This window comes from Paraburkholderia sp., assembly GCF_035948235.1.
GTDB lineage: Bacteria > Pseudomonadota > Gammaproteobacteria > Burkholderiales > Burkholderiaceae > Paraburkholderia.
Map to the genome: position 1 here is coordinate 1 of NZ_DASZJJ010000077.1, position 21,231 is coordinate 21,231.

Here is a 21,231-nt window from a genome sequence, read left to right on the forward strand (position 1 = left end):
GCTCAACGGTCTGGGGCGTCACGGCAATCGCCCGGCGCACGTGCACTTCTTCGTGACGAGCGGCGATCATCGCAAGCTCACGACGCAGTTCAATATCGAAGGTGATCCGCTGATCTGGGATGACTTCGCCTACGCCACGCGTGAAGAACTGATCCCGCACGTCGTCGATAAGACCGGTGGCGCGGCGCTTGGCCTCAAGGGCGATGCCTACAAATCGATCGAATTCGATATTGCGCTTACGCCGCTTGTTCAAGGCAAGGACAATCAGATCGTCAACCGTCTGCGCGCCGCGGCTACGGTCTGACGTTTAGACCGCGGCGGCATGGGTATGACACGCCGCCGCTCGCACAGGACGAGACAACGATGTCCGGCGGCCTGCGCGGGCAAGCCGCGCGCGAGATCCACGTCATATTGCCCGATCGCGCCGATGATCTGACGCGCCCGCAACTGATTGCCGATGGCGGCGTGCCTGTCGTCACGGTGGTCGGCAAATACAATCACTGCAAAAGCCTGCTGAACGAATTGCTCGGTCAGCAGGCTTTTGCCGGTTCCCCGTTTCCGATACGCGCGAAACCATCGCGCTTGTCCATCGCAATCAGCAGGGCGTGCGCTGGCTCGATGCACCGGGCCCCGATGCCGATTTGGGCAGCGAAGACGACTGTCAGGCATTCGAAGCTGTCTGGCTAAAGGCGGATATTCGCCTCTTCGTGCTCACACAAGCCGATCACCTCGCGGACCGCCTGCACGACGCGCCGATCCAGCCCAAAATCGATCTGTTCGAACTGAAAGACCAGATACGTAAGCCAGCCATTTAAGCCATGCAATAAAAAAGCGCCGCTTGAAAACGGCGCTTTTTGGGGGCTTAGATCAGCTCACTGCGTTATCGCGCCGAGCTTCGTGGTATCGACGGCATGTTCCTGGGCGTGATCGGCTCCAGCTTGCTCGCGCGCAAGCGAGTTACGGTAATGCTGGCAACCTACGCCTAGCAGCACGACTGCAAGCGACGCGGCGCAACCATTCACAATCGACACTGAATGTCCGACGGCAAGCGGTGAAGCAAACACCTTATCGGTGAACAGCGCAACAATCGTCGTGCCAAGTCCCAATGCGAGCAGGTTCTGGACGAGCAGGAACAACGCGGAAATCTGCGCACGGAGCTGATTAGGTGCAAGCGTCTGCATCGCGGCGGTAGAGGTGGGCATCGGAAATGACGCGAAGAACATCGCCACGACCAGCACGGCAAGCGAGCCATGAAGGTCATGGATCTGCGTAAACAGGGCGGCTGGGACGAGCATGCACGCCGCACCGATGCAACTCGCGCGCATCGGCGCGTCCTGATAACCACGCCGCAGCAACCAGTCGTTAAACCAGCCGCCACAAAACACCCCGGCGGTATTCGCAACCAGCAGCACCGCGCCAAGCGTATAACCCGCCTGCACTGGCGTGAGCCCAAAATGGCGAATATAGAACGCGGGCGTCCAGCTCATCAGCGAGAACAAGGTCATTGCATAGAAAGAAAAGCCGAAGTAGTGGCAGCCGAACGTGGCCCGATGACGGAACACAAAGCGCAGTGCATCCGCCGTCGTCATTCGCGCAGCGCCGCCGCTGCCATCCTGAGCGAGCCCTTTGCGCTGCGGATCGCGCACAGTGAGCAGCACCAGCAGCGCGACGACGAGGCCTGGCAGGCCGACAATGAAAAACGTCATTTGCCACGGATGAATCTGGCCGAATAGCGGCACGGTGAATGCGGACGCGTGCTTGAGCAGCGCGATCACATAACCGCCGACCAGAAATGCCACGCCGCCGCCGATAAACGAACCCAGCGAATACACGGCAATCGCACGCCCCAGTTTTTCCTTCGAAAAATAATCCGCGAGCATCGAATAGGCAGCCGGCGAAAGCGCCGCCTCGCCTACGCCCACAGCCATGCGCGAAACAAACATCTGCACGAAGTTCTGGCTGACTCCGCATGCCGCAGTCGCGACGCTCCAGATCGCGATGCCTACCGAAATCAGCCGTGGCCGGGCATAGCGGTCGGCGAGAAACGCAATCGGCAGCCCCATGAATGCGTAAAACAACGAAAACGCGAAGCCGCTGAGCAGGCTGAATTGTGTATCGCTGAGCATCAGATCGCGTTTGATCGGCTCGATCATGAGCACGAGCACCTGGCGATCGATAAAAGAAAACACATACGCGAGCATGCAGACGATCACGACATACCACGCATAGGCGCTCGATCGGCTTGAACGAGCGGCGGCCGCTGGTGTGTTCATACGAATTCTCCAAGGGGACATTGAGGCGTGAACTGCGGCGAGCCACGCGACGGTATAGGCAAACGCAAGCAATGTATCCAGCCAAAATCCCATTACAAATGGGGAGTGCTACCCGGGCGATAGTGAGTTTCCCCCCGCGGGGTAAAGAAAACACCCATACGGGCGCCCATGCAATGCGTGCAAGTGCTTGTGGGAAAGGGATTCGCGCCAATCTGCGCATGCTGTCTATAAGCGTTATAGAGAGCGTTTAATCGACCCCGGAAATTGGTCTTCTTAGACTCGCTACGCAATGCAGATAAATGCCTGCCTGACCGGTGGCGCTGATTTCGGGTCATTCAATAAAGACACAGATGAAACCTCACACTCGCACTTTCCAACGCATTTCTCTTGCGGCATGCAGCGCTGCGCTGTTTTTCCCCGCCCTCGCTTTCGCGCAATCGAGCGTCACCTTGTATGGACGCATCGATACCTCGCTCGAATATACGAACTTCGGCCCCAACCACGTTGTGCGCATGGGGACAGGCAATCTGTTCGCGACCGAATGGGGCTTTAAGGGGATCGAGGATCTGGGCGGTGGCTATGCCGCGATCTTCAAGCTCGAAAATGGCTTTAATTCGGCAAATGGCGCATTCTCGAACAACGGTGCGATGTTTGGCCGCGAAGCGTGGGTGGGCCTCACGAGTCCCTACGGCGGTGTGCAGATTGGCGAGGTTTATACGATTTTGCACACGGTGCTGGTCACCTACGCGCTGCCGGGCTATGGCGCGGGTCTCGAATGGGGGAATGCCACCAATAACTTTGTGGGGCCGGCCTATCTGCGCGTACATAATGCGGCGCGGTTTACTTCCGCGCAATGGAACGGCTTCATGCTGCGCGCTATCGCGGCGCGCGGCGCCAATGGCGCAAGCGGCCAGCCAGCAACGCTCGGCGACAGTTATGGCGCGGGACTCAATTACGCGCGTGGTCCGCTTTCGCTCGACGTCGCGTGGATGGAGCAGAAGTTCAGCACTGCCACGGCGGCCTCGTTGAATACGGAAAGCCCTACGGCGCAGGGCAATTATTTCGTCGCCGGTGCGTCGTACGATTTTGGCTGGGCCAAACTGGCAGGGCTGTATTTGCGTCACCGCGGCGGTCCGGATGTGCAAACTGCCGTCGATTCGCTGAGCGCCTACCCGCATCACGACGTCTACGAAATCGACGCCACGGTGCCGCTCGGCCGCGCGAAGCTGCTCGCCAGCTACGGTCATTATCGCAAGACCGGCGACAGCGACGGCAACGCCGACTCGTACGCGTTGCGCCTGGACTATCCGTTGTCCAGGCGTACGGTGCTTTACACGGGCGCGGCGATGGTGCGTAACGGCAGTCACGCAACATTTACGATCAACGGAGCGGGCGGTGGCGGCGTGGCGGTGGCAAAGGCAGGCGCCACGGCGAGTTCGCTTGTGGCGGGCATGCTCGTATCGTTCTAGTCGTCGAGATCGCTTACATCGTCGATGCCGCCGATTTCGCCGGAATCGAGGCAGGGCGACGCGAGCCACGTATCGAATGGCTCGCGCTCGCCGATGCCGAACAGTTCGACCAGCAGCGCACGCAGCCAGCGATGGCCTGGATCGACATCGAAGCGCCTGTGCCAGTAGGCATTCACGCTCCAGCTCTGCGCTTCGGCGATCTCATGGATGGCGCAGGGATGCTGCGCCGCGAAACTCAATGCGATAGTGCGCGGCACGATGGCCGCGTAGTCGGCGGCTCGCAATAGCGATGGCAGCACGAGAAAGTCGGGCAACGAGGCGCGTACACGCGGCATGAGTTCATGGCGCTCCAGCAGCGTCATCGACTGGGGATGTGACATCACGGCGACAAGGCGCAGGCCGACGGGCGCGCGCGCGTCGAGCACGAAGTCGTTGGCAAGGCCAAGCCGGCGATTGGCGGATTCTGAGAGTATCAGCACGCAGCGTTCGCTCAGCAGTTCCGTGCGCTGGAAATGTTCGGATGCCTGATTGAAATGGCCGATGGCGAAATCGATCTTGCCCGCCTCCAGCGCAATATTGAGCTGTTGCTCGTCCAGATGCAGCGTTTCCACCACCGCGCCCGGTGCGCGCGCGTCCAGTGCGCCCAGTAACGTAGGTAAACACGCGCTGGCCGCGAAATCGTTCATATGCAGGCGAAACACGCGTTGGGTCGTTTCGGGCGTGAAGCTCGCGCCATCGTCAAGCACGTCCTGAAGAATCGCGAGCGCCTTGTCGACCGAGGCCGCGAGACGCCGCGCGCGCGGTGTCGGCTCCACGCCCAGACCGGTGCGCACGAATAATGCGTCACGAAACATCAGGCGCAGCCGCCCGAGCGCGTAACTCACCGAAGGCTGTGTCACGCCCAGGCTCAACGCTGCGCGCCCGACGTGCTTTTCCTGGTACACCGCGCGGAACGTCTTTAACAAATTGAGGTCGAGATCCTGCACGCGTAGCGCGGCGGGATGTGCCAGCAATGTACCCGATGCGCCCAGTGAGTCGTTGATGGCGTGGCTCATGCGCCGCGCCCGCGCGTGACAGAAGGCGCGTGACCGTAGCGACGCACATAGGCCTTCGTGAAATGCCCGAAGCTCTGCACGCCGCAGGCGAGCATCGTTTGCGCGACGCTGGCCTGTGGCTCCAGCGTGAGTTTCGCGTGCACGGCTTCGAGCCGCCGCTCGCGCACATAGGCTGCGGGCGACTGGCCCACGAATTGTGCAAAGCCGTTCTGCAAGGTGCGTGGCGAAACGCCGGCTACGCGTGCCAGCACGGCAAGCGTGAGCGGTGTGTCGAGATGTGCGTCGATATGATCGCGTGCCCGGCGCACATGGACGGGCAACGGCGTGCGCGTGTCGCTGCGCAACAACGTGTCGCTATACGTGTGCGGAAGTTGCGTGAGCAACATCGTCATGAGCCATTGTGTGAGGTCGCCGCCAAATAGGGTTGCGGCGCTCGCAACATCACAATGGGCGTGCATCCGATGCAGATGACCCAGCGTTTCTCGCACGATAGCGGCGCCGCGATGGGCGGCATCGACGCTCATGGCAAAGCGCAAAGGCGTGCGTGGCGTTGCCTGCAGCAGTTCCGCAAGCTTGTGTTCGAGTGCGTCGCGCTCGATACGCAGCAACAAGCTGCGGCAGTCGCTGCTTGTTTCGATGCGGCTCGCACGCGCGGGCGACGAGACGCTGATCGAACCTCGCGTGACCGCCGCATGTTCCCTACCCGAGCTTAGTTCGCATGCGCCAGACAGCGTGAGGCGAAACAGGAATTGAGCGGCATTCCCCGCGAAATCGATCCGCGTGGCGCGCCCATAGCTGAGTTCCGCGAGGCCGCCGTGGGCAAGGGCAACATCGTATAGCTCGGCGTTGAGCGGTTCGCGTCCCTGCGCCTGCATGCTGTGTGGGCCGAGCAGACGCGCGACCGTGCGTTCGACGTCGGCGCGCGCAGGCGTGGCGTGGAGCAGATTGGAATTCGTGCGGGATATCGCGGGAGTCATAAGCCGGTCTCTTCGATTCGTCGTGCTTGATTCGTCATGCTTGCAGGTTCAATGATCGGTGAGAAAAAAAGCATCCGCAACCAGGGCTTGCCGGATTCTTACTGGGGTTGCGCGAATTGAAGCGACATTGCCGCGCGTGGCGCGTAATTTCATTCCCATCAGCGCGCGAATGCCAGGGGCGTGGTTGCCCGGTTTGCGCGCACGGTTCATGCAAAGAGGCGCTGAGTGCGCGAAACAGGAGAAATGGCAATGAAGGTCTGCGTTCTGGGTGGTGGGCACGGATGTCACGCTGCGGCTATCGACATGCTTGAAAAAGGGCATGAAGTAAGCTGGTGGCGGCGCGATCGCGAAGCCGCGCAAAAGCTGGGCGCAATCGGCGAACTGGAGGTGCAGGACTGGCGCGGCACGCGCCGTGTGCCGCTTGCGCTCGCGCGCACGCCGGGCGCGATTCGCCTGGTCGACGATCTCGCGCAGGCTGTGGACGGTGCGCAACTGATCGTGATTCCGCTGCCCGCCATCACGCACGAGCCGCTTGCCGCCCAACTCGCGCCGTTGTTGAAGGACGGACAGGTGCTCTACCTGCCGCCCGGTACGTTCGGCAGTATGGTGTTTGCGGATGCGCTTGTCGCTGCGGGCAATCACAGCCGCGTGGCGATCGCGGAGACCGGCACGCTTCCGTATCTGGTGCGTACGCATGGCGCGAATCGCGTGGTGATCAGCGCCTACGCAACGCGCCTGCCTACAGGGGTATTTCCTGCCAATGCAGGAAACTGGGCCTTCGACATTCTCGAAAGCGCCTATCCGGCCATCGAGCGTATTGAAGATGCCCTGTCCGGTGCGTTGATGAACGCCGGCCCCGTGATTCATCCCCCGCTTATTCTGATGAATGCCGGGCCGCTCGAACATTTTGAAAGCTGGGACATTCACAACGAAGGCACGCAGCCTTCGATTCGCCGCGTGACGAATGCGCTGGACGCGGAGCGCATGGCGGTACGCGAGGCGCTGGGCTACGGCGCGCCGCATTTTCCACTCGCCGATCACTATGCAAGCGAGGGCGACGAATGGATGTATGGACGCGGCGCGCACGGCAAGCTTACCGATAGCGGTGACTGGCGCGAGAAGATCGACTTGCAGACCCATCGTTATATGCTGGAGGACACGCGGCTCGGGCTCTCGTTTATCGTTTCGTGCGGGCGTTACGCGGGCGTGCCGACGCCGGTTGCGCAGGGCTTGCTGTCGCTGGCAAGCGCGGTAACGGGTCGCGATTTGTACGCGCAGGGACGCACGCTCGAAGCCTTGGGTCTTGCATCGCTTGCGCGAACGCAGTTGCGCGCGCTGCTCGATAGCGGGGTCCGCTCGTGAGCGCGGCGCAAGGCATCGAGCGCGTGCATATGGTGGGCGCGGGCCGCATGGGTCAGGGCATCGCGCTAGCCGTTGCATTCGCGGGATTGCGCGCGACGCTGGTGGACTTCAAGGCGCGATCCGGCGCAGAGCATGATGTGTTCGTGCAGAAGGCGCGCGCATCGATTGGGGATCAATTGCAGTCGCTCACTGCGCTTGGGCGTTTGACTGCCGATCAGGCCGCGCGTGTACTTGAACGCATCGAATTCGTCAGCCGGAAAAATGGCGCAAACGCATTGCGCGAGGCGACGCTGGTATTCGAAGCCGTGCCGGAAGTGCTCGACGTGAAAGCCGAAGCATTGCGGTGGATGGAAAGTGCGCTTGGTGAGCACGCTGTGATTGCTTCGACGACTTCGACGTTTCTGGTCACGCAGTTGCAGGCATTCAGCGCGCGGCCGGGACGCATCATTAACGCGCATTGGCTCAATCCCGCGCATCTGATCCCACTAGTTGAAGTCAGCCGCAGCGACGCGACCGATGCTGATGCCGTTGCGCTCACGACGGATCTGCTAACACGCATCGGCAAGCGGCCAATTGTTTGCGCGCCGTCCGCGGGCTATATCGTTCCGCGTATTCAGGCGCTCGCGATGAACGAAGCCGCGCGCATGGTCGAGGAGGGCGTTGCAAGCGCACAGGACATCGACACGGCGATACGCACGGGTTTCGGGCTGCGTTTTGCGGTGCTCGGCCTGCTCGAATTCATCGATTGGGGCGGCTGCGATATTCTCTTTTACGCTTCGAATTATCTCGCACGTGAAATCGCACCGCGCTTCGAACCGGCGCGCGCCGTCATCGACAATATGGAGCAGGGCCTTGACGGCCTACGCACGCGCAAGGGCTTTTACGATTACGCCGATGTTGATGTGCCCGATTACGTGCATCGGCGGGTGCAGTCGTTTGGCGCGCTGCTCGATCACCTTGGGCTAGCGCCGGAATTCGACGGTGCATTACGCAAACACGTTTGATACGCCGAACCGCGAGACAGGAAAGCGCCCAAATGGGCGCTTTTTTTGCACGTAAGCGATCAAGCCGCAGCGGGACGCGCAATCCGGTGGAAATTGCGGCTGAAGTAAACCAGCCCGTCTCCATCGCTACGCACGCGGATGCGGGTAGCTTCCACAAACATCACCGAATGCGACCCGACCTCCTTCATCTCCACGATGTTGCCCTCGATGCTCGCCAGCGCGTCGCGCAACACCGGCACATCGGAATCGCTATTTGACCAGCCCGGCAAGGCGAAGCGCTCATCCATTGGCAGCTTCGTGATGCCCGCAAAATGCTTTGCCAGGTCTTCGTGTTCGCCGGGCAGCACGTTGATGCAGACGCGCCGGTTGCCTTCAAACGTCGAATGCATCGCGCTCGATCGATTGAGGCAAACGAGCACGGTGGGCGGCGTGTCGGTGACGGAGCAGACCGCGCTGGCCGTGATGCCACAGCGACCGGAAGGGCCGTCCGTCGTAATCACATTGACGGCCGCCGGGAGGTGCGCCATGGCTTGCCGGAAGTTGGCGCGCGCATCGTCGGGTGGCGTGGGAGCGTTGCTGGAGGCGTGTGGCATGTGGGTCCCGGAATAGGTGTGATCGATATGTCTAGATTAGAGTACGCGAATTTTGAAGAGTATCGGCACGAATGCCTGCGCGGTAAGCGCTTGCCCGCATCGATCTAAAGATTTCTTCAGCATGGCGCGTTGCTCACAGCTAATGGCCACCTAAGCGCAATACCTGGTTTATCCGGCGATTTTGATCGGATAGGATCATGCGGTAGCGGGCGGTATTTTCTGCGCCCGCCACGAAGGCGCTGGATGTGTCAGTCACGCGGGTCGAAGCCGCATTAACTTTTTGTGGAGAGAGCAGATGACGGTCCCTGCTCAGGTCGTTTATATCGTAGACGATGATAGCGGCATGCGTACCTCGCTTGCGTGGCTGCTGGATTCAGTAGGGATTCAATCGCAAGGTTTCGGCAGCGCGGCGGAATTTCTCGCTGCATTCGATGCGAAAACACCGGCCTGTTTGATACTCGACGTCCGTATGCCCGAGCGCAGCGGTTTTGATGTTCAAGCGGAACTGAACCGGCGTGGTGCGACCTTGCCGATTATTTTCGTGAGCGGGCACGGCGATATCCCCATGTCGGTACGCGCGATGCAGAATGGCGCGATCGATTTCGTGGAAAAGCCTTATAACTCGCAGCAGATGCTAGATCGGGTCCAGCGCGCGCTCAAGATTGCGGGCCAGCGCCACGCCGCCGAGATGAAGCGCGGCGAATTGCGGCAGAGAATCGAGTCGTTGACGGCGCGCGAGAAAGAAGTGCTGCACGGCGTGATCGATGGAAAGGGCAGCAAGCGCATTGCCGCCGATCTGTCGATCAGCGTGAAAACGGTCGATGTGCATCGCGCGAGCATCAAGGACAAGCTCGGGGCGGAGTCGATTGCGATGCTCGTGCGCGATGTGGTCGCCGTTTGGAATCCCGACGACGGCGACCAGAAGGGCTAAACGCAGGGTTTTTTAGCGCACGTATTTAACGCATATAGAGGCCGCCGTTCACGTCCCAGCACGCGCCGTTTGCAAAATAGGCCTGTCCGGAGGCCAGCAGAATCGCCACGTCGGCGACATATTCTGCGTTGCCCAGCCGGCCAACCGGAATGCCGGCGATTACCTTGTCGAGCTTGTCCGCAGGCACGCTTTCGTGAACGATGGGCAGGTCCAGCGGACCGGGCGAGATGGCGTTCACGGTCACGCCTTTGGCCGCGAGGTCGCGCGCGAACACTTTGGTGAGCGTCAGCGTGCCGCCTTTGGCGGCCGCATAATGGGCGCCCGTTGCGGAGCCGCCATTCTGGCCGGCCAGAGAGGCGATATTGACGATACGCCCCTCACCGCGATCGGCAAAATACTGGCCAAAAACCTGGCAGCCAAACAACACGCTTTTCAGGTTGACGTTGATGACCTGATCGAATTGTTCGCCCGTGATTTCCATCACCGGGACGACCTTGGATGCGCCGGCGTTGTTGATGAGCGCGTCCACCTGGCCCCAACGCGCGGCGACGCTTTTCAGTGCGCTATCGAAGTCCGATTTCGACGTGACGTCGAGTGGCACGGCGAAAGCGCTGCTCCCATCGGGGCTAAGCGACGCGGCCACCTCGCGCGCTGCGTCGAGCGCCAGATCGGCTAGCGCTACGCAATAGCCTGCCGCATGGAATTTTGCGGCGATGGTGGCGCCCAGCCCACGGGCGGCGCCAGTCACAACGGCGACTCTCGTTGTCATACGGATACACTCCAAAAATATTCAGTGTCGTTGCGAGTGCAACGACTACGCGGACAATGCCGCTTCGACGCGCGCGGCCACGGCGCAGACGAGTTCATCTGCCCCATGGCGGCCGATGATCTGCAAGCCCGCTTTCAACGTCGCGCCACGAACGGGAACCGGCAGACTCAAGGCCGGATGGCCACTCAGGTTGAACGGCCGGATCAGCGACGACATGGCGATCACCGATGTCCCGTTGCGAGCCTGTTCGAGCGTGATTGGAAAATCCGGCAGCGTTGGCATGACCAGAACGTCAACGGCTTCCAGCACGTGATCGACCGCATGGGTAAAGCGCGTTCTCACGCGCTCCGCGTTTTTCACGTCCTGATCGCTGGTGTTTGCCGCTGCGCGCAGTCTCGCTTCGAGATCGGCTTGAAGCCGGCCTGATTCCACCAGATGCCCGAACGCCGCCGATGTTTCGCGGTTGATGATCGAAAGACCTGCAGAGAATGCGTCGGCTAAACCTGGCAGATCGATGAAAGCCGGAGCGAATTCCGCTTTGCGCACGGCCAGTTCGACGGCTTCCGAAATGTCTTGCCTGGCCTCGGCCCGCACGATGCCCACGCGAGCAGAACGTGCGCCGCTCCCGGCGATATTGCGGTCGAACGACGGGCTGATGGCGGACATGGCCAGCACAATCTTGCGCATCTCATGCGCGAACGGCCCGACGCAATCCAGCGTGCTCTGCGCGGGCGCGACGCCGATTCGCGAGACACGCGCGAAAGTCGGCTTAAGCCCGATCACGCCGCAGCATGCAGCAGGGCCGCGTATCGATCCGCCCGTGTCGGTCCCAAGCGCGGCGTCGGCCATGCGCGCGCCCACTGCAGCGGCAGAACCGCTCGAGGAACCGCCCGGGATGCGGGTCGCGTCCTGCGGGTTGACCGGCGTGCCGGTGTATTCGTTGAACCCCGTCATGCCGAAAGCCAGCTCGTGCATATTGGCTTTACCGACGATATGCCAGCCTTGGTCGAGTAGGCGTTGAACCACTTCGGCGTGTCGCTGCGCGGGCGCGACATCCGCTAGTGCGCGGCTCGCGCCGGTGGTTCGATGGCCTTCTATATCGATCGAGTCCTTGATGACGATGGTGGGACTGGTGGCGTCATGGCCGCCCAACGAAATTTGCTCAAGCAAAGCGCTCATGCTGGGAGTTCCTGTTCTGGCGGAAGAAGGGCCGCGCGTGGATTGACCGACCACGGTGCATCGAACAGGCGCTCCGTGCGGAAATGCGCGATTAGCCAGTTCCTGCCGCTTTTTGAAGGCACGAAGTCGACCACGAGTCGCGCGCCGATCAACTCGGCGCTACCATCGACATAGCCGGATGCCTGCATCATGATCCAGCGCCCCGTCGCGTGGTGACCGTTCACTTCAATAGTTTCAGAGGTAACGAAATGAACGTTGGTTGTGAAATGCGGCGTGGGCGGTAAATAGCGCGAGAGCATGGCGACGATCTGTGCGCGGCCGGTCGAGCGCCCGAACGTCTGCGCGTAATGCGTGCCGACGCCTTCCCAGATCGCGTCCTCGGTAAAAAGCGCTGCCAGCGATTCGCCTTCGAGCACGGTCGCGGGCACGTCACACAGCGCCATATAGCGCGTAAATGTGTGGCGCACGGCGCGTTCCGTTTCGAGATCGGCCAGGCGTGCTTCAAGTGCTGCGATGCGTGCGTCTGAATCGCTCATCGCGCTGACTCACGCGGTGGCGGCCGGCGGCACGACCAGTTCGCGGCCAACACGCGCCTCGATCTTGCCGTAACGCCAGAGGTTGTATTCACCAACCGTGGTGGTGCGATAAAGATTGCACACGGCGGTGACGGTGTCGAAGTCCACCACATCGGCCATGATGTAGAAGGTCCACGGCGCGCCGTCCGACTGGCCGACAGTCAGGCGGTCATCGTCCATGATGCCGAGTATGCGCACGCCGTCCATCGCCTCAATGGCGGACAGCATTCTGCCGTAGGCCTGCCAAACCGTGCCGATCTGCTCACGCGGCAGATCGAAGAAGTTCTGCGTGACACCGCAGCAAAAGAGTACGCGCAGCGGAAGTTTGGTGGCGGTATTCATTGAATATATCCTTTGTAGTTCGAAGTAAGTTGGAAGCTTGCGTCAAGCGCGTTACAGATAGCCTGGAATCGGCGGCACGCCGACAAAAACCGCTCCCGCGCCGTCGTAGTTGCCTTCTGCGAGAAACGCGTGTTGTGTGACGACAATCGCATCGCGCAGAATGCGCTGGAGGGGATGCGTGCGATAGATCGCCATCGTTCCGCCCAGGCGATAGGCGCGCATGACCACGTCGGCGCCTTCGCGTGCGACCTGAGTGGCGGCAAGACGCAGCAGGCTCACCTGATCGGGCGTCGCGTTATTGCCGGCGGCAATCGACTCCCACACGCTTTCCGTGGCTTCATAGAAGAACGCGCGCGCGGAGCGCAACTGCGCTTCAGCCTTGGCGAGTTCGATGCGGTAATAGGCGCGATCCGCGAGTTGCGGCGCGCCGGTCGTCGTGCGGCGGCCGCCCGACATCTGGTTGGCGACGTCGAGCGCCGCGCGCGCGAGGCCCAGGTTCACGACAGCGAGCACTTGCGCCGCGTAGGCGACTGTCGGATAGCGATAGAGCGGCTCGTCGACGGTGGCAGGGCCGCCGCGCACAAAGGTCCATTCGTCGGAGACCACGTTGCCTTTGAGGCGCAGATCGTGGCTGCCGGTGCCCTGCATGCCCACGACGCTCCAGTTCTCGACGATTTCGATGTCGCAGGCGCGAAACACCGCGGTGCGGGGCTTGCCGGGTGCGCCGCCGTCTTTCGAGCCGGTATCGATCCCCACGCCCAGCCAGTCCGCGCCCTTGCAGCCGCTTGCGAATTTCCATGTGCCCTCGACGAGCCAGCCGCCGCCAGCGGCGGGCTGCACTTTCTGGACCGGAAAGAGACCCGCACCAAACGCCTGATCGGGACCACTCGCGTAGATTTTTGCCTGCGTTTCAAGGGGCAGCGCGGCGAGATAGATATTCGCCGAGCCGAAACTCGCAACCCAGGCGGCGGAGCCGTCGGCGGTTGCGATGCGTTCGATCATGCGCAGAAATTCGGCGGGCGGCCGGGCGTCGCCGCCGAAGCGCTTCGGCGTGGCGGCACGGTAAATCCCCACGCGCTTGAACATGTCGATCACATCGCGCGGCACGTGGGAAAGCCGTTCGAACTCCTCGCGGCGCGCAACAATGACCTCGACAAGTTCGTCCAACGTCAGATCGTCGTTGGCGTCGGCCTGCAATGCAGCGGGAAGGTGGCTGGCCTGCGGAGCAATGGCGGTCGCGGTAGCACGCATGAAGCATCTCCTGAAGAGTGGGGCAGCGATGGTTTGAATGTGTAGCTCAGTCTAGAAAGGCCAAAATTGGCCAGCAATTGGGGCGCAGACCGCAAACATGGGTGAAATCCTGTGGCCATCTAAAGAAATCTTCAGGTTCCAACCGCAAAGGGCCGGTGATATCGTTTCGAATGAGCGATGTGCCCTTAAGAGAACCATTCCCATGACGTCCCTGGTTGAAGCCGATTTCCATCGTTTGCTCGATGCATTGACTCTTTGCGTGCTGCTGCACGACGCGCAAAGCAAGGCCATCGTCTGGGCCAACCACGCAGCTTGTGAAGCGCTGGGCTTTAGCGTGGACGAATTGATTCCGCTGAAAGCCGGCGATATGACGCGGCCCGAGCCGAAATACGATCGCGCGCTGGCCATCGCGGCAATGAACCGGTCGGCCACGGAAGGTCCGCAGGTCTATGAGTGGTGTTACCGGTCGAGGACCGGCAGCGACATGCTCTCCGAGGCGATCGCTACGACGGTTCATCTGGCGCAGCGCGATGTCGTAATGGTCCAGTTTCGCGATATCAGCGCGGAAGAAGGCATCAAACGCAAGCTGCGCGCGCACGAAACGCGCTTGCGCGAATTCATGCAGGACCTTGGCGAAGGCGTTGCGCTGCTCAACGACATGGCTGAGATCCAGTACATCAGCGAGTCGGGCAGGCGTCTGCTGGACCTTGATGCGGGTGACGCGCCCGGTGCGATTACCGATCACGTCGCCGGTGAAGAGGTGCCCCGCCTTTTGCAGCAACTCGCTCAGGCGCCGACCGATGGACCGTCCAGTCCCGGCCGTTATCGAAGCGCCGATGGCGAGCATTGGCTGCGCCTGACGTGCAGGCGTATCGAACTCGAAGAAGAATTGCGTGGCGTGCTGATTCACTTTCGCGACGTCACGGACGTAGTGCGAACCGAAGAGGCGCGTCGAGCAGAAGCACGCCTGCTCGAATATGCGGGCCGTTACAACGCTATGGGTGAAATGGCTATGGCAATCGCCCACGAACTGAGCCAGCCGGTGGCGGCGATCCGCAACTTCGTGGAAGGTGCGATCCAGCGTCTTTCGCAGTCGGCCCCGATCGAATCGGTGACTTGGGGTTTGCGCGCGGCGGATCGCCAGGCTGAACATGCCGCAACGATCATCAAAAGCGTTCGCGAATATGTCGCGCGGCGCGACCCGAATATCGCCGTCGCGGATTTGCGCACGATTCTTTCTGAAGCCGCCTGGTTCGTGCAATTGCGCGCGCGCGAGGCCAATGTGGATGTTCATGTCGAACTGGGCGACGAGCCGCTTTCGATCGAATGCGAGCGCGTATTGATCGGCCAGGTCGTGCTGAATCTGGCGTTCAACGCGATCGATGCGCTCGCTTCGGCAGATCGGGCGCAAAAAACATTGACCATTGGCGCTTGCATGAATGAAGGCCAGGCGCAGGTCTTTGTTCGTGACAATGGTCCTGGCATTTCGGAAGGACACGAGCGTCTCTTCGACGGTTTTTCATCGTCGAAGGAAACGGGAAACGGCATTGGCCTGTCGCTTTGCAAAAGCATTATCACGCGGCACGGTGGTGTGATCCGTGCGCTCCCGGTCGAAACAGGTGGACTCGAATGCCGGTTCTGGTTACCGCTTGCCGGTATGGCCGCTGTGAATTGATGTATCGGCAGTATTTAGCGTCCCAGTGATTTCGCTGTTTTCCCGCCAAGGCCAAAATCGGTGTTGGGGATGTCCTTGATCATCACGCGCGTGCCGTCTATAGGCGTATCCAGAACCGCAGCGCTCGTTTCGGATAGCGCTTGAATAAGCGCGCGTTTTTGTTCGTCGGTGCGGCCCGCTATCAGGATCGCGATGATGACGGGCAACGAAGGCGGTGTGCCTTCGGACGCTGCGCGGCCGCCGATACCGTAATTGCTGGCCGCAAGCTCGCTCAACAGGATGCGAACCGATTCCGGCGGCGCGCCGATGGCGCTGACCGTGGCCTGCGTGAGCCGGTCGATCAGCGTGGCCTTGCGTGCCTCGGCGTGACCCGCGGGCAAATACACTTCAAGCGTAGGCATAGAATGAACCGGAGGTGAATGGGTTCCAATGCAAGATTGGAACCCATGGGGTTTTAAAGCGCTTTTTTGAAACTGCTTTAAAGCAGGAAGCCGATTGCGTTCAACGCGTCGGTCGAATCGATCAATCGGATGACTTTCTGTACGAGGCGCGGCTCGTCACCCTCGAAGCGGATTCGATGTGTGAGGTCCGCCGCGAAAATCGTCGGCACGGAACGCTTATAGGCCACGATGATCTGCGCCGATTGCACTTCGATCACATTCGCCTCGTCGCTTGCCAGCGTGAAGCGGGACACCGTACGCACCGTGCGCGCCGCATCCGATGCGGAAGCGGAGTAGCCCGAAGTCATGCGCTCCACGCGCTTTTCGCGCATCTCCTGATCGTCATAGGCGTAATTCAGCGTGGCGGCGAAATCGGTCGTGGCCGGGTCGATGGGCACGACGTAAAAGCCTTCGTCGTCCCACAGTTGCAGCCATTCGCGATATTCGCGGCGATCGAGCATTTCGGCCTCGCGCCAGATGAAGCGCACCGCGCGCGAAAACGTATCCTGTGACATCAGCTTGTTGCGGTCGTCCATCATGCCTCCATCATCTTGCGCCACTGCGCATAAGCTTCGCGCATGCCGGTTTCGTCGGTTGCGTGCGCAGTTTTTTCGCCGTTGGGCGCGGTAGTTTCGCGATTCAGGCCGCGATTGACGAGAATCGGCGTGTTCGCGCCCGCGTGGGAGCCGCGTTGCACGCGCTCCCAGGCTTCCGCATCGTCGGGGCTGCCGAAGCCAAACGGACCCTGAAAGTGTTCGTGAATACGCAGGCGCACGCGGTTCGCTTCTTCAGGGCCGCCATCCATGCCGAGCGCAACGTGACGAATTTCTGTTTCATCGGCGGAAATCGGCCGCAGCACGCGGAAGAACGCCATGGAGAGCGCGAGATTCGGGAACAGGTTGAGATTGAAGCCCACACCCATGAGCGAGCGCACGATGCGACGCACCTCTTCGGGCGAATGCTTTTCGGCAAGTTGCGCCGCGAGCGCGTCGAAGCGTTCGGGCAGCGGGGCACCGTCGTCCTGATCCAGATCGACGAGTTCGGGCACGAGTACCGCGAGGCTGTGGCCGTTGCCAAGCGCGCGGCAAAAAGCCTGATCGCTTGTCATAAAGCTTGTGATGACCGCCGTGGTTTCCTCGTCGATCGACTTGAGCCACGACTTGTGCACGACCGGGAAGTGATAGAGGTCAGTGGTGTTTTCGAGCTGGATTTTCCAGTTGCCCTTGAAGCGGAATTTATGCTCGCCGTTGGCCTTGACCGGATAACCCGCGCCTTGCTTCATGAACAGATCGATCCACGGCTTCGCGCCGCCAAGGAAATCTTCAAGCGGTTCGATTTCTGCATTGAAGCTCGCGAAAATCAGGCCTTGATAGACGCCGACACGCAGCTTTTCCAGCGGCAGATCGCCTTTTTCGCAAACGCCTTCGTAGCCGTCGCCATAGGGCAGCGCGCGCAGCGTGCCGTCGAGTGCGTACGACCAGCTGTGATAGGGGCACGTAAAGCCCTTCGCGTTGCCCTTGTGTTCTTCGCACACCGTCGCGCCGCGATGGCGGCAGCGATTCTGCAGGACGTTGATCGCGCCCGTCTTGTCACGCACGACGATCACCGGCTGACGGCCAATGGTGGTGGTGCGGAAATCGCCGGGGTTGGGCAGCTCGCTTTCGTGTGCGACCCAGATCCACGTCTTGTAGAAGATGCGGTCGAGTTCGGCTTCGAACAGCGCCGGATCGTAGTAGAGAGACGGCGCGATGCGGTCGGTCTCTGCGAGGCCGCGCAGCGAACTCGTGTCGATGCTTTGCCAGGTTTCGCTCATGATGTGAGGGTATCGAAGTGAATGCGGGGTTATGTGCGCGATTCGCGTGATGATGGGGAGCGCGTAGTGGAAGTGTCGTTCCGCTCGTGTCATGCGTCAAATTGATCTAAAATTACCCGACACATAAACGGTATGGATATCACATGCAAACGCTCGATGGCGTCGACCTGAATCTGCTGCGGGTCTTTCTCGCAATCGTTGAAGAGCAGAGCCTGACTAAGGCGGGCGAGCGTCTCGCGCTTTCGCAGCCCGCGATGAGTTATTCACTTGCGCGTCTGCGCGCATTATTCGACGATCCATTGTTTGTCAGAACGCGGCACGGCATGCAGCCCACGCCGATCTCGCAGGAGCTGGCCGTAATTGTTGCGCGTGCACTTGATTCAGTGCGAGAGGCGCTTAGGTATGCTGAGCGTTTCGATCCGATGGTGAGCACGCGGGCGTTCAGGTTGTCCTTATCGGACGCCGGGGAGATGGCCTATTTGCCTTCAATCTGCGAGGAGGTCAAGCGGCTCGCGCCGCGCGTCAAGATCTGCATTGAGCCGCAGCCAGTCGGCCAGATCGAAGAGGCGCTGCGATCGCGCAAGCTCGACTTCGCGATCGGCAATCTGCCGGAATTGACTTCGCGCACCCGCCATCAAGTGCTGTTCGAGGAGGGGTATGTGTGCGTGCGCCGCCGCCGGCCGGAGATCGCGAAGCGCCACAAGATCACGCTTGCGGAGTTCGTGGAAGGCTCGCATGTATTGATCCGCTCGGTCGAGCATAGCCATCACGCCATCGACGATGCGTTGCGTTCGAAGGGCGTGGCGCGGAACATCGGGCTGGAGGTGCCGCACTTCGTTGCGCTGCCCGGCGTGCTGGCCGTGACGGATCTCATTGCGACTTTGCCGCGCCGCCTGGCCGAATTGCTGGCGCGAGGCGGCGGGTTTGAAATTTTCGAACTGCCGGTGCAGATCCCAACGGCCGCGGTGACGATGCACTGGCACGAGCACTTCCACGAGGACGAGGGAATTGCGTGGATGCGCGACCTGTTGATGAGCATCATGCGGCGCTTTGCCGGACCGGCTGGTGGGAGCGTAGAGTCCAGCGCCGCTGCTGGCAGGAAGCCTGCCGTCAAACGTCCAGGATCAGCACGGGCGAGCGCGAGCGCGAAACGCAGCAGCAAATGACCTGATTGCTGGCGCGCTCGGCTTTGCTCAGGCAGTGGTCGCGATGGTCGGGGTTGCCTTCCACCACATCGACCATGCAGGTGCCGCACACGCCTTCGCCACACGAGGTATCGATCTCGATGCCGATGGCGGCGAGCGCATCGACGATCGTCTGATCCTTGCCGACGCGCACGAGCTGGCCGCTGCTCGCCACCTTGACGTCGAATTCACCTTGCGCTGCATCCGCGTTCACCGTAGCGGGATCGGCGCCAAAACGTTCCAGATGCACTTGCGCGACGGCCGGCGTGGCCTCGCCGACGGCCACCACTTCATCCATGAACGGAGCCGGGCCGCAGGTGTAGACGTGAGTCCCGTTTTGCACGTCATCCAGACATTCGCGCAGCGCGGCGGCCAGATCGCCGCTGCCGACGCCGAAATGAACCCGCACATGATCCGCAAACGGCTCCTGCAAGAGCACGGGGAGAAAGGCCGCGTGCGCTTCGCTGCGCGCAAAATAATGCAGCACGAAGGGCTGTGCACGCGCGGCCAGACGGTACGCCATCGACAGCAGCGGCGTGATGCCGATGCCCGCGCCAATCAGAACATGCGCATGCGCTTCGGTATGCAGACGAAAGAGATTGCGTGGTTGACCGACCAGCAGTTCGCAGCCTATGCCCACGTCGTCATGTAATGAACGGGAGCCGCCGCGCGATTCGGGCTCGCGTTTCACGGCGAAAAGCTGGAATTCGCTGAATGCCGGGTCGCCGCACAACGAATATTGGCGAGTGATGCCGGACGGCGCCGTAACGTCGATATGCGCGCCCGGCTCGTAACTCTCGAAGGGTTTTCCATCGACGCGGGCAATGCGGAATGAACGAATACCGTGAGCTTCGTCGCGAATGCTGTCGACGCGGACCTTGAACGTGTTGGCTTGCATGATGACACCGGCTGGGGAGGACGTTGACTGTGATGCCATGAAGGGCAGTGTGTGGGCGCAGCTTAACGATTCCCGGTTGATCCGGCAAATTGATGAAAATTAGGTTTGTAAATTCATTTCATGGATATCTGGATGTCCATGCGGAGCGCGTGCAGGTAAGAATCGGTAAAGCGATGGTTGGGGTATTGAAATGGTCGTGTCCTAGAATCACCTGGACTCTTCTGCCATTTTTATCGATGCTTCGCTCTCTTCAATCGTATGCGTGCTGCGGCATGCGTGGGCTCGCTGTTGCGTTGGCGCTGCTCGCAGGCGGCTCGTCGCTGGCCTATGCCGATTGCCGCCCGACTGCACAACCCGGTGCGGTGGTCCTGCCGCTTGCGCCCGTGCAAATCAGCGTGCCGGCCAACGCACCTGTGGGCACGCCGGTGGGCTCGACCCATGCGGCGATCGTCAGCGATATTCCCTTTACCTGCAGTGGCCCGGACAACACGCGCGAATTGCGCGTGCTGGCGCTGGCCGATGCGGACTCGGGGCTGGGCAACGTCTACGCGACGAATCTGCCGGGTATTGGCTTTCGCATCATTACGCGCGGCGGAAATTTCGCGGGCATCGACGATGGGCCACGCAACGCAGCCTATATCGTCAAATTGCCGCCGCATGCGAACCGGCTCACGGGTTTTGCCGTCGATATCCAATTCGTCACTACCGGCAAGAGTCAAGGCGGCATGCTTGCGCCGGGTAAGTTGGCCAGCCTGTATCTCGGCGGCAATGACTTCGTCGATGTGATGGTGCCGGAGAACGGCATCGCTTTTGCGGCCATGCAATGCGCGCCGGTTTCGGTAAACGGCGAGATGTCGACGGGCGTGGGGACGATGGGATCGTTCACGCAGGAGGCCGCGGTAATCAGCACGGGTTGCGGCGCCTCGGGCGTGAGCCTGGCCGTGGGTGTGGAGCAAGGCTACGTATATGGCTCGCATCCCGCGTTGAGTGTGGAGGCTGCGCCCAAACATCCCGCGCGCGATGGCGGTGGCTTTGGCGCATTGGGCGCATTGGGCAGCGCCAGTCGTGCAGGCATTGCGGGCGTGACGGTACATCGCAATCGCGATAGTTCGGGTAACTTAATGTTTGACGATGGCCGGCCTGACGCGACTGATGCGGTGGGTTCGACGCAAGGCTCCAGCGGCGGATTCGCCGCTGGAGGAGGAATGGCCGGGAGTATGCGGCGTTGAGCCGTGCTAGACGGTACGAAGGTTCTGATCCATCCAGTCCTCCAGTCCCTGAACGACGAGGCCGCGCTGCGCATTGAAGGTGTGCTGTTTGTCCCAGGCCACGCCACGTCCTTCGGCAAAGACGACGCGGTATTTGCGTAGGGAATCGTTCGGTGCTTCCGCCAGCTCCTGTTTTAGCAACGGGACGCTCCATTGCGTGCGATGCAGCTTGA

General features: G+C 61.1%; 21 protein-coding genes and 2 pseudogenes. 9 read left to right on the plus strand and 14 right to left on the minus strand.

The annotated features are described in order from the left end of the window. Nucleotides 1–304 (plus strand): annotated as a pseudogene (locus VG320_RS05620) (catechol 1,2-dioxygenase); the annotation flags it as partial. Nucleotides 305–363: 59 nt separating this feature from the next. After that, entirely contained in the window at nt 364–687 is a 324-nt protein-coding gene (locus VG320_RS05625; RefSeq protein ID WP_327199153.1) for a hypothetical protein, read from the plus strand. A 185-nt stretch (nt 688–872) separates the two neighbouring features. Here VG320_RS05625 and VG320_RS05630 read toward each other — a convergent pair whose 3' ends face one another. After that, the gene (locus VG320_RS05630; RefSeq protein ID WP_327199154.1) at nt 873–2,273 is read right to left on the minus strand and encodes an MFS transporter; all 1,401 of its coding nucleotides are present in this window, start codon (nt 2,271–2,273) and stop codon (nt 873–875) included. Between the two features lie 350 nt (nt 2,274–2,623). Between VG320_RS05630 and VG320_RS05635 the strand changes: the two genes are divergently transcribed. Continuing rightward, nucleotides 2,624–3,742 (plus strand): porin, encoded by a 1,119-nt coding sequence (locus tag VG320_RS05635; protein WP_327199155.1) that lies wholly within the window; start codon nt 2,624–2,626, stop codon nt 3,740–3,742. On the opposite strand, the gene VG320_RS05640 is transcribed toward VG320_RS05635, so the two are convergent. Together VG320_RS05640 and VG320_RS05645 are read right to left on the minus strand one after the other, a co-directional pair. Further along, nucleotides 3,739–4,797 carry a LysR family transcriptional regulator gene (locus tag VG320_RS05640; RefSeq protein WP_327199156.1) on the minus strand — a complete coding sequence of 353 codons (1,059 nt, stop codon included), beginning with the start codon at nt 4,795–4,797 and terminating at the stop codon, nt 3,739–3,741. The genes VG320_RS05635 and VG320_RS05640 overlap by 4 nt on opposite strands. Next, nucleotides 4,794–5,774 (minus strand): AraC family transcriptional regulator, encoded by a 981-nt coding sequence (locus VG320_RS05645; RefSeq protein WP_327199157.1) that lies wholly within the window; start codon nt 5,772–5,774, stop codon nt 4,794–4,796. The genes VG320_RS05640 and VG320_RS05645 overlap by 4 nt, the downstream gene beginning before the upstream one ends. Before the next feature lie 249 nt (nt 5,775–6,023). Here VG320_RS05645 and VG320_RS05650 point away from each other — a divergent pair, with 249 nt between their 5' ends. Both VG320_RS05650 and VG320_RS05655 read left to right on the plus strand, forming a co-directional pair. Next, entirely contained in the window at nt 6,024–7,136 is a 1,113-nt protein-coding gene (locus VG320_RS05650) for an NAD/NADP-dependent octopine/nopaline dehydrogenase family protein (protein WP_327199158.1), read from the plus strand. Then, the gene (locus VG320_RS05655; protein ID WP_327199159.1) at nt 7,133–8,140 is read left to right on the plus strand and encodes a 3-hydroxybutyryl-CoA dehydrogenase; all 1,008 of its coding nucleotides are present in this window, start codon (nt 7,133–7,135) and stop codon (nt 8,138–8,140) included. Before VG320_RS05650 ends, VG320_RS05655 begins: the two co-directional genes overlap by 4 nt. A 59-nt stretch (nt 8,141–8,199) precedes the next feature. On the opposite strand, the gene hpaC is transcribed toward VG320_RS05655, so the two are convergent. Next, the gene (gene hpaC, locus VG320_RS05660) at nt 8,200–8,733 is read right to left on the minus strand and encodes a 4-hydroxyphenylacetate 3-monooxygenase, reductase component (protein WP_327199160.1); all 534 of its coding nucleotides are present in this window, start codon (nt 8,731–8,733) and stop codon (nt 8,200–8,202) included. A 295-nt stretch (nt 8,734–9,028) separates the two neighbouring features. Between hpaC and VG320_RS05665 the strand changes: the two genes are divergently transcribed. Further along, on the plus strand, nt 9,029–9,664 hold the full coding sequence (locus VG320_RS05665; RefSeq protein WP_327199161.1) for a response regulator transcription factor: 636 nt from the start codon (nt 9,029–9,031) through the stop codon (nt 9,662–9,664). Nucleotides 9,665–9,689: 25 nt separating this feature from the next. Here VG320_RS05665 and VG320_RS05670 read toward each other — a convergent pair whose 3' ends face one another. From VG320_RS05670 to VG320_RS05690, 5 genes are read right to left on the minus strand one after another with little or no spacing between them, the layout of a single operon-like run. Beyond that, the gene (locus VG320_RS05670) at nt 9,690–10,433 is read right to left on the minus strand and encodes an SDR family NAD(P)-dependent oxidoreductase (RefSeq protein ID WP_327199162.1); all 744 of its coding nucleotides are present in this window, start codon (nt 10,431–10,433) and stop codon (nt 9,690–9,692) included. A gap of 45 nt (nt 10,434–10,478) precedes the next feature. Further along, a complete protein-coding gene (locus tag VG320_RS05675) occupies nt 10,479–11,612 on the minus strand; it encodes an amidase (RefSeq protein WP_327199163.1) in 1,134 nt (377 codons plus the stop codon). After that, the gene (locus VG320_RS05680; RefSeq protein ID WP_327199164.1) at nt 11,609–12,148 is read right to left on the minus strand and encodes a nuclear transport factor 2 family protein; all 540 of its coding nucleotides are present in this window, start codon (nt 12,146–12,148) and stop codon (nt 11,609–11,611) included. The genes VG320_RS05675 and VG320_RS05680 overlap by 4 nt, the downstream gene beginning before the upstream one ends. A gap of 9 nt (nt 12,149–12,157) precedes the next feature. Continuing rightward, entirely contained in the window at nt 12,158–12,529 is a 372-nt protein-coding gene (locus VG320_RS05685) for a hypothetical protein (RefSeq protein WP_327199165.1), read from the minus strand. Nucleotides 12,530–12,580: 51 nt separating this feature from the next. Beyond that, a complete protein-coding gene (locus VG320_RS05690; protein ID WP_327199166.1) occupies nt 12,581–13,780 on the minus strand; it encodes an acyl-CoA dehydrogenase family protein in 1,200 nt (399 codons plus the stop codon). A 202-nt stretch (nt 13,781–13,982) separates the two neighbouring features. Between VG320_RS05690 and VG320_RS05695 the strand changes: the two genes are divergently transcribed. Next, entirely contained in the window at nt 13,983–15,455 is a 1,473-nt protein-coding gene (locus tag VG320_RS05695; RefSeq protein WP_327199173.1) for a sensor histidine kinase, read from the plus strand. Between the two features lie 14 nt (nt 15,456–15,469). Here the strand turns inward: VG320_RS05695 and VG320_RS05700 are convergent, their stop codons facing one another. From VG320_RS05700 to VG320_RS05710, 3 genes are all read right to left on the minus strand, one after another. Next, nucleotides 15,470–15,856 (minus strand): tautomerase family protein, encoded by a 387-nt coding sequence (locus VG320_RS05700; protein WP_327199167.1) that lies wholly within the window; start codon nt 15,854–15,856, stop codon nt 15,470–15,472. A 77-nt stretch (nt 15,857–15,933) separates the two neighbouring features. After that, nucleotides 15,934–16,434: an aromatic-ring-hydroxylating dioxygenase subunit beta gene (locus VG320_RS05705; RefSeq protein WP_327199168.1), complete on the minus strand. Its 501-nt coding sequence runs from the start codon at nt 16,432–16,434 to the stop codon at nt 15,934–15,936. Further along, nucleotides 16,431–17,708, minus strand: coding sequence for an aromatic ring-hydroxylating dioxygenase subunit alpha (locus tag VG320_RS05710; RefSeq protein WP_327199169.1), 1,278 nt, complete (start codon nt 17,706–17,708; stop codon nt 16,431–16,433). The genes VG320_RS05705 and VG320_RS05710 overlap by 4 nt, the downstream gene beginning before the upstream one ends. Before the next feature lie 143 nt (nt 17,709–17,851). Between VG320_RS05710 and VG320_RS05715 the strand changes: the two genes are divergently transcribed. Then, nucleotides 17,852–18,874 carry a LysR family transcriptional regulator gene (locus tag VG320_RS05715; protein WP_327199170.1) on the plus strand — a complete coding sequence of 341 codons (1,023 nt, stop codon included), beginning with the start codon at nt 17,852–17,854 and terminating at the stop codon, nt 18,872–18,874. Here the strand turns inward: VG320_RS05715 and VG320_RS05720 are convergent. Beyond that, nucleotides 18,819–19,790, minus strand: coding sequence for a PDR/VanB family oxidoreductase (locus tag VG320_RS05720; protein WP_327199171.1), 972 nt, complete (start codon nt 19,788–19,790; stop codon nt 18,819–18,821). The two genes, VG320_RS05715 and VG320_RS05720, sit on opposite strands and share 56 nt — an antisense overlap. 272 nt (nt 19,791–20,062) lie before the next feature. Here VG320_RS05720 and VG320_RS05725 point away from each other — a divergent pair, with 272 nt between their 5' ends. Next, complete coding sequence (locus VG320_RS05725) at nt 20,063–21,019, plus strand: hypothetical protein (protein WP_327199172.1); 957 nt, start codon at nt 20,063–20,065, stop codon at nt 21,017–21,019. A 6-nt stretch (nt 21,020–21,025) separates the two neighbouring features. On the opposite strand, the pseudogene VG320_RS05730 reads toward VG320_RS05725, so the two are convergent. After that, nucleotides 21,026–21,231: pseudogene (locus VG320_RS05730) on the minus strand (aromatic alcohol reductase); the annotation flags it as partial.

Excerpts from the sequence above, each read along its gene's own strand:
- VG320_RS05720 (WP_327199171.1), bottom strand. The coding sequence starts at position 19,790 with ATGCAAGCCAACACGTTCAAGGTCCGCGTCGACAGCATTCGCGACGAA.
- VG320_RS05725 (WP_327199172.1), top strand. The coding sequence starts at position 20,063 with ATGCGTGGGCTCGCTGTTGCGTTGGCGCTGCTCGCAGGCGGCTCGTCG.
- VG320_RS05675 (WP_327199163.1), bottom strand. The coding sequence starts at position 11,612 with ATGAGCGCTTTGCTTGAGCAAATTTCGTTGGGCGGCCATGACGCCACC.
- VG320_RS05680 (WP_327199164.1), bottom strand. The coding sequence starts at position 12,148 with ATGAGCGATTCAGACGCACGCATCGCAGCACTTGAAGCACGCCTGGCC.
- VG320_RS05695 (WP_327199173.1), top strand. The coding sequence starts at position 13,983 with ATGACGTCCCTGGTTGAAGCCGATTTCCATCGTTTGCTCGATGCATTG.
- VG320_RS05630 (WP_327199154.1), bottom strand. The coding sequence starts at position 2,273 with ATGAACACACCAGCGGCCGCCGCTCGTTCAAGCCGATCGAGCGCCTAT.
- VG320_RS05700 (WP_327199167.1), bottom strand. The coding sequence starts at position 15,856 with ATGCCTACGCTTGAAGTGTATTTGCCCGCGGGTCACGCCGAGGCACGC.
- VG320_RS05710 (WP_327199169.1), bottom strand. The coding sequence starts at position 17,708 with ATGAGCGAAACCTGGCAAAGCATCGACACGAGTTCGCTGCGCGGCCTC.
- VG320_RS05650 (WP_327199158.1), top strand. The coding sequence starts at position 6,024 with ATGAAGGTCTGCGTTCTGGGTGGTGGGCACGGATGTCACGCTGCGGCT.
- VG320_RS05635 (WP_327199155.1), top strand. The coding sequence starts at position 2,624 with ATGAAACCTCACACTCGCACTTTCCAACGCATTTCTCTTGCGGCATGC.
- VG320_RS05625 (WP_327199153.1), top strand. The coding sequence starts at position 364 with ATGTCCGGCGGCCTGCGCGGGCAAGCCGCGCGCGAGATCCACGTCATA.
- hpaC (WP_327199160.1), bottom strand. The coding sequence starts at position 8,733 with ATGCCACACGCCTCCAGCAACGCTCCCACGCCACCCGACGATGCGCGC.
- VG320_RS05690 (WP_327199166.1), bottom strand. The coding sequence starts at position 13,780 with ATGCGTGCTACCGCGACCGCCATTGCTCCGCAGGCCAGCCACCTTCCC.
- VG320_RS05670 (WP_327199162.1), bottom strand. The coding sequence starts at position 10,433 with ATGACAACGAGAGTCGCCGTTGTGACTGGCGCCGCCCGTGGGCTGGGC.
- VG320_RS05640 (WP_327199156.1), bottom strand. The coding sequence starts at position 4,797 with ATGAGCCACGCCATCAACGACTCACTGGGCGCATCGGGTACATTGCTG.
- VG320_RS05715 (WP_327199170.1), top strand. The coding sequence starts at position 17,852 with ATGCAAACGCTCGATGGCGTCGACCTGAATCTGCTGCGGGTCTTTCTC.
- VG320_RS05665 (WP_327199161.1), top strand. The coding sequence starts at position 9,029 with ATGACGGTCCCTGCTCAGGTCGTTTATATCGTAGACGATGATAGCGGC.
- VG320_RS05705 (WP_327199168.1), bottom strand. The coding sequence starts at position 16,434 with ATGATGGACGACCGCAACAAGCTGATGTCACAGGATACGTTTTCGCGC.
- VG320_RS05645 (WP_327199157.1), bottom strand. The coding sequence starts at position 5,774 with ATGACTCCCGCGATATCCCGCACGAATTCCAATCTGCTCCACGCCACG.
- VG320_RS05685 (WP_327199165.1), bottom strand. The coding sequence starts at position 12,529 with ATGAATACCGCCACCAAACTTCCGCTGCGCGTACTCTTTTGCTGCGGT.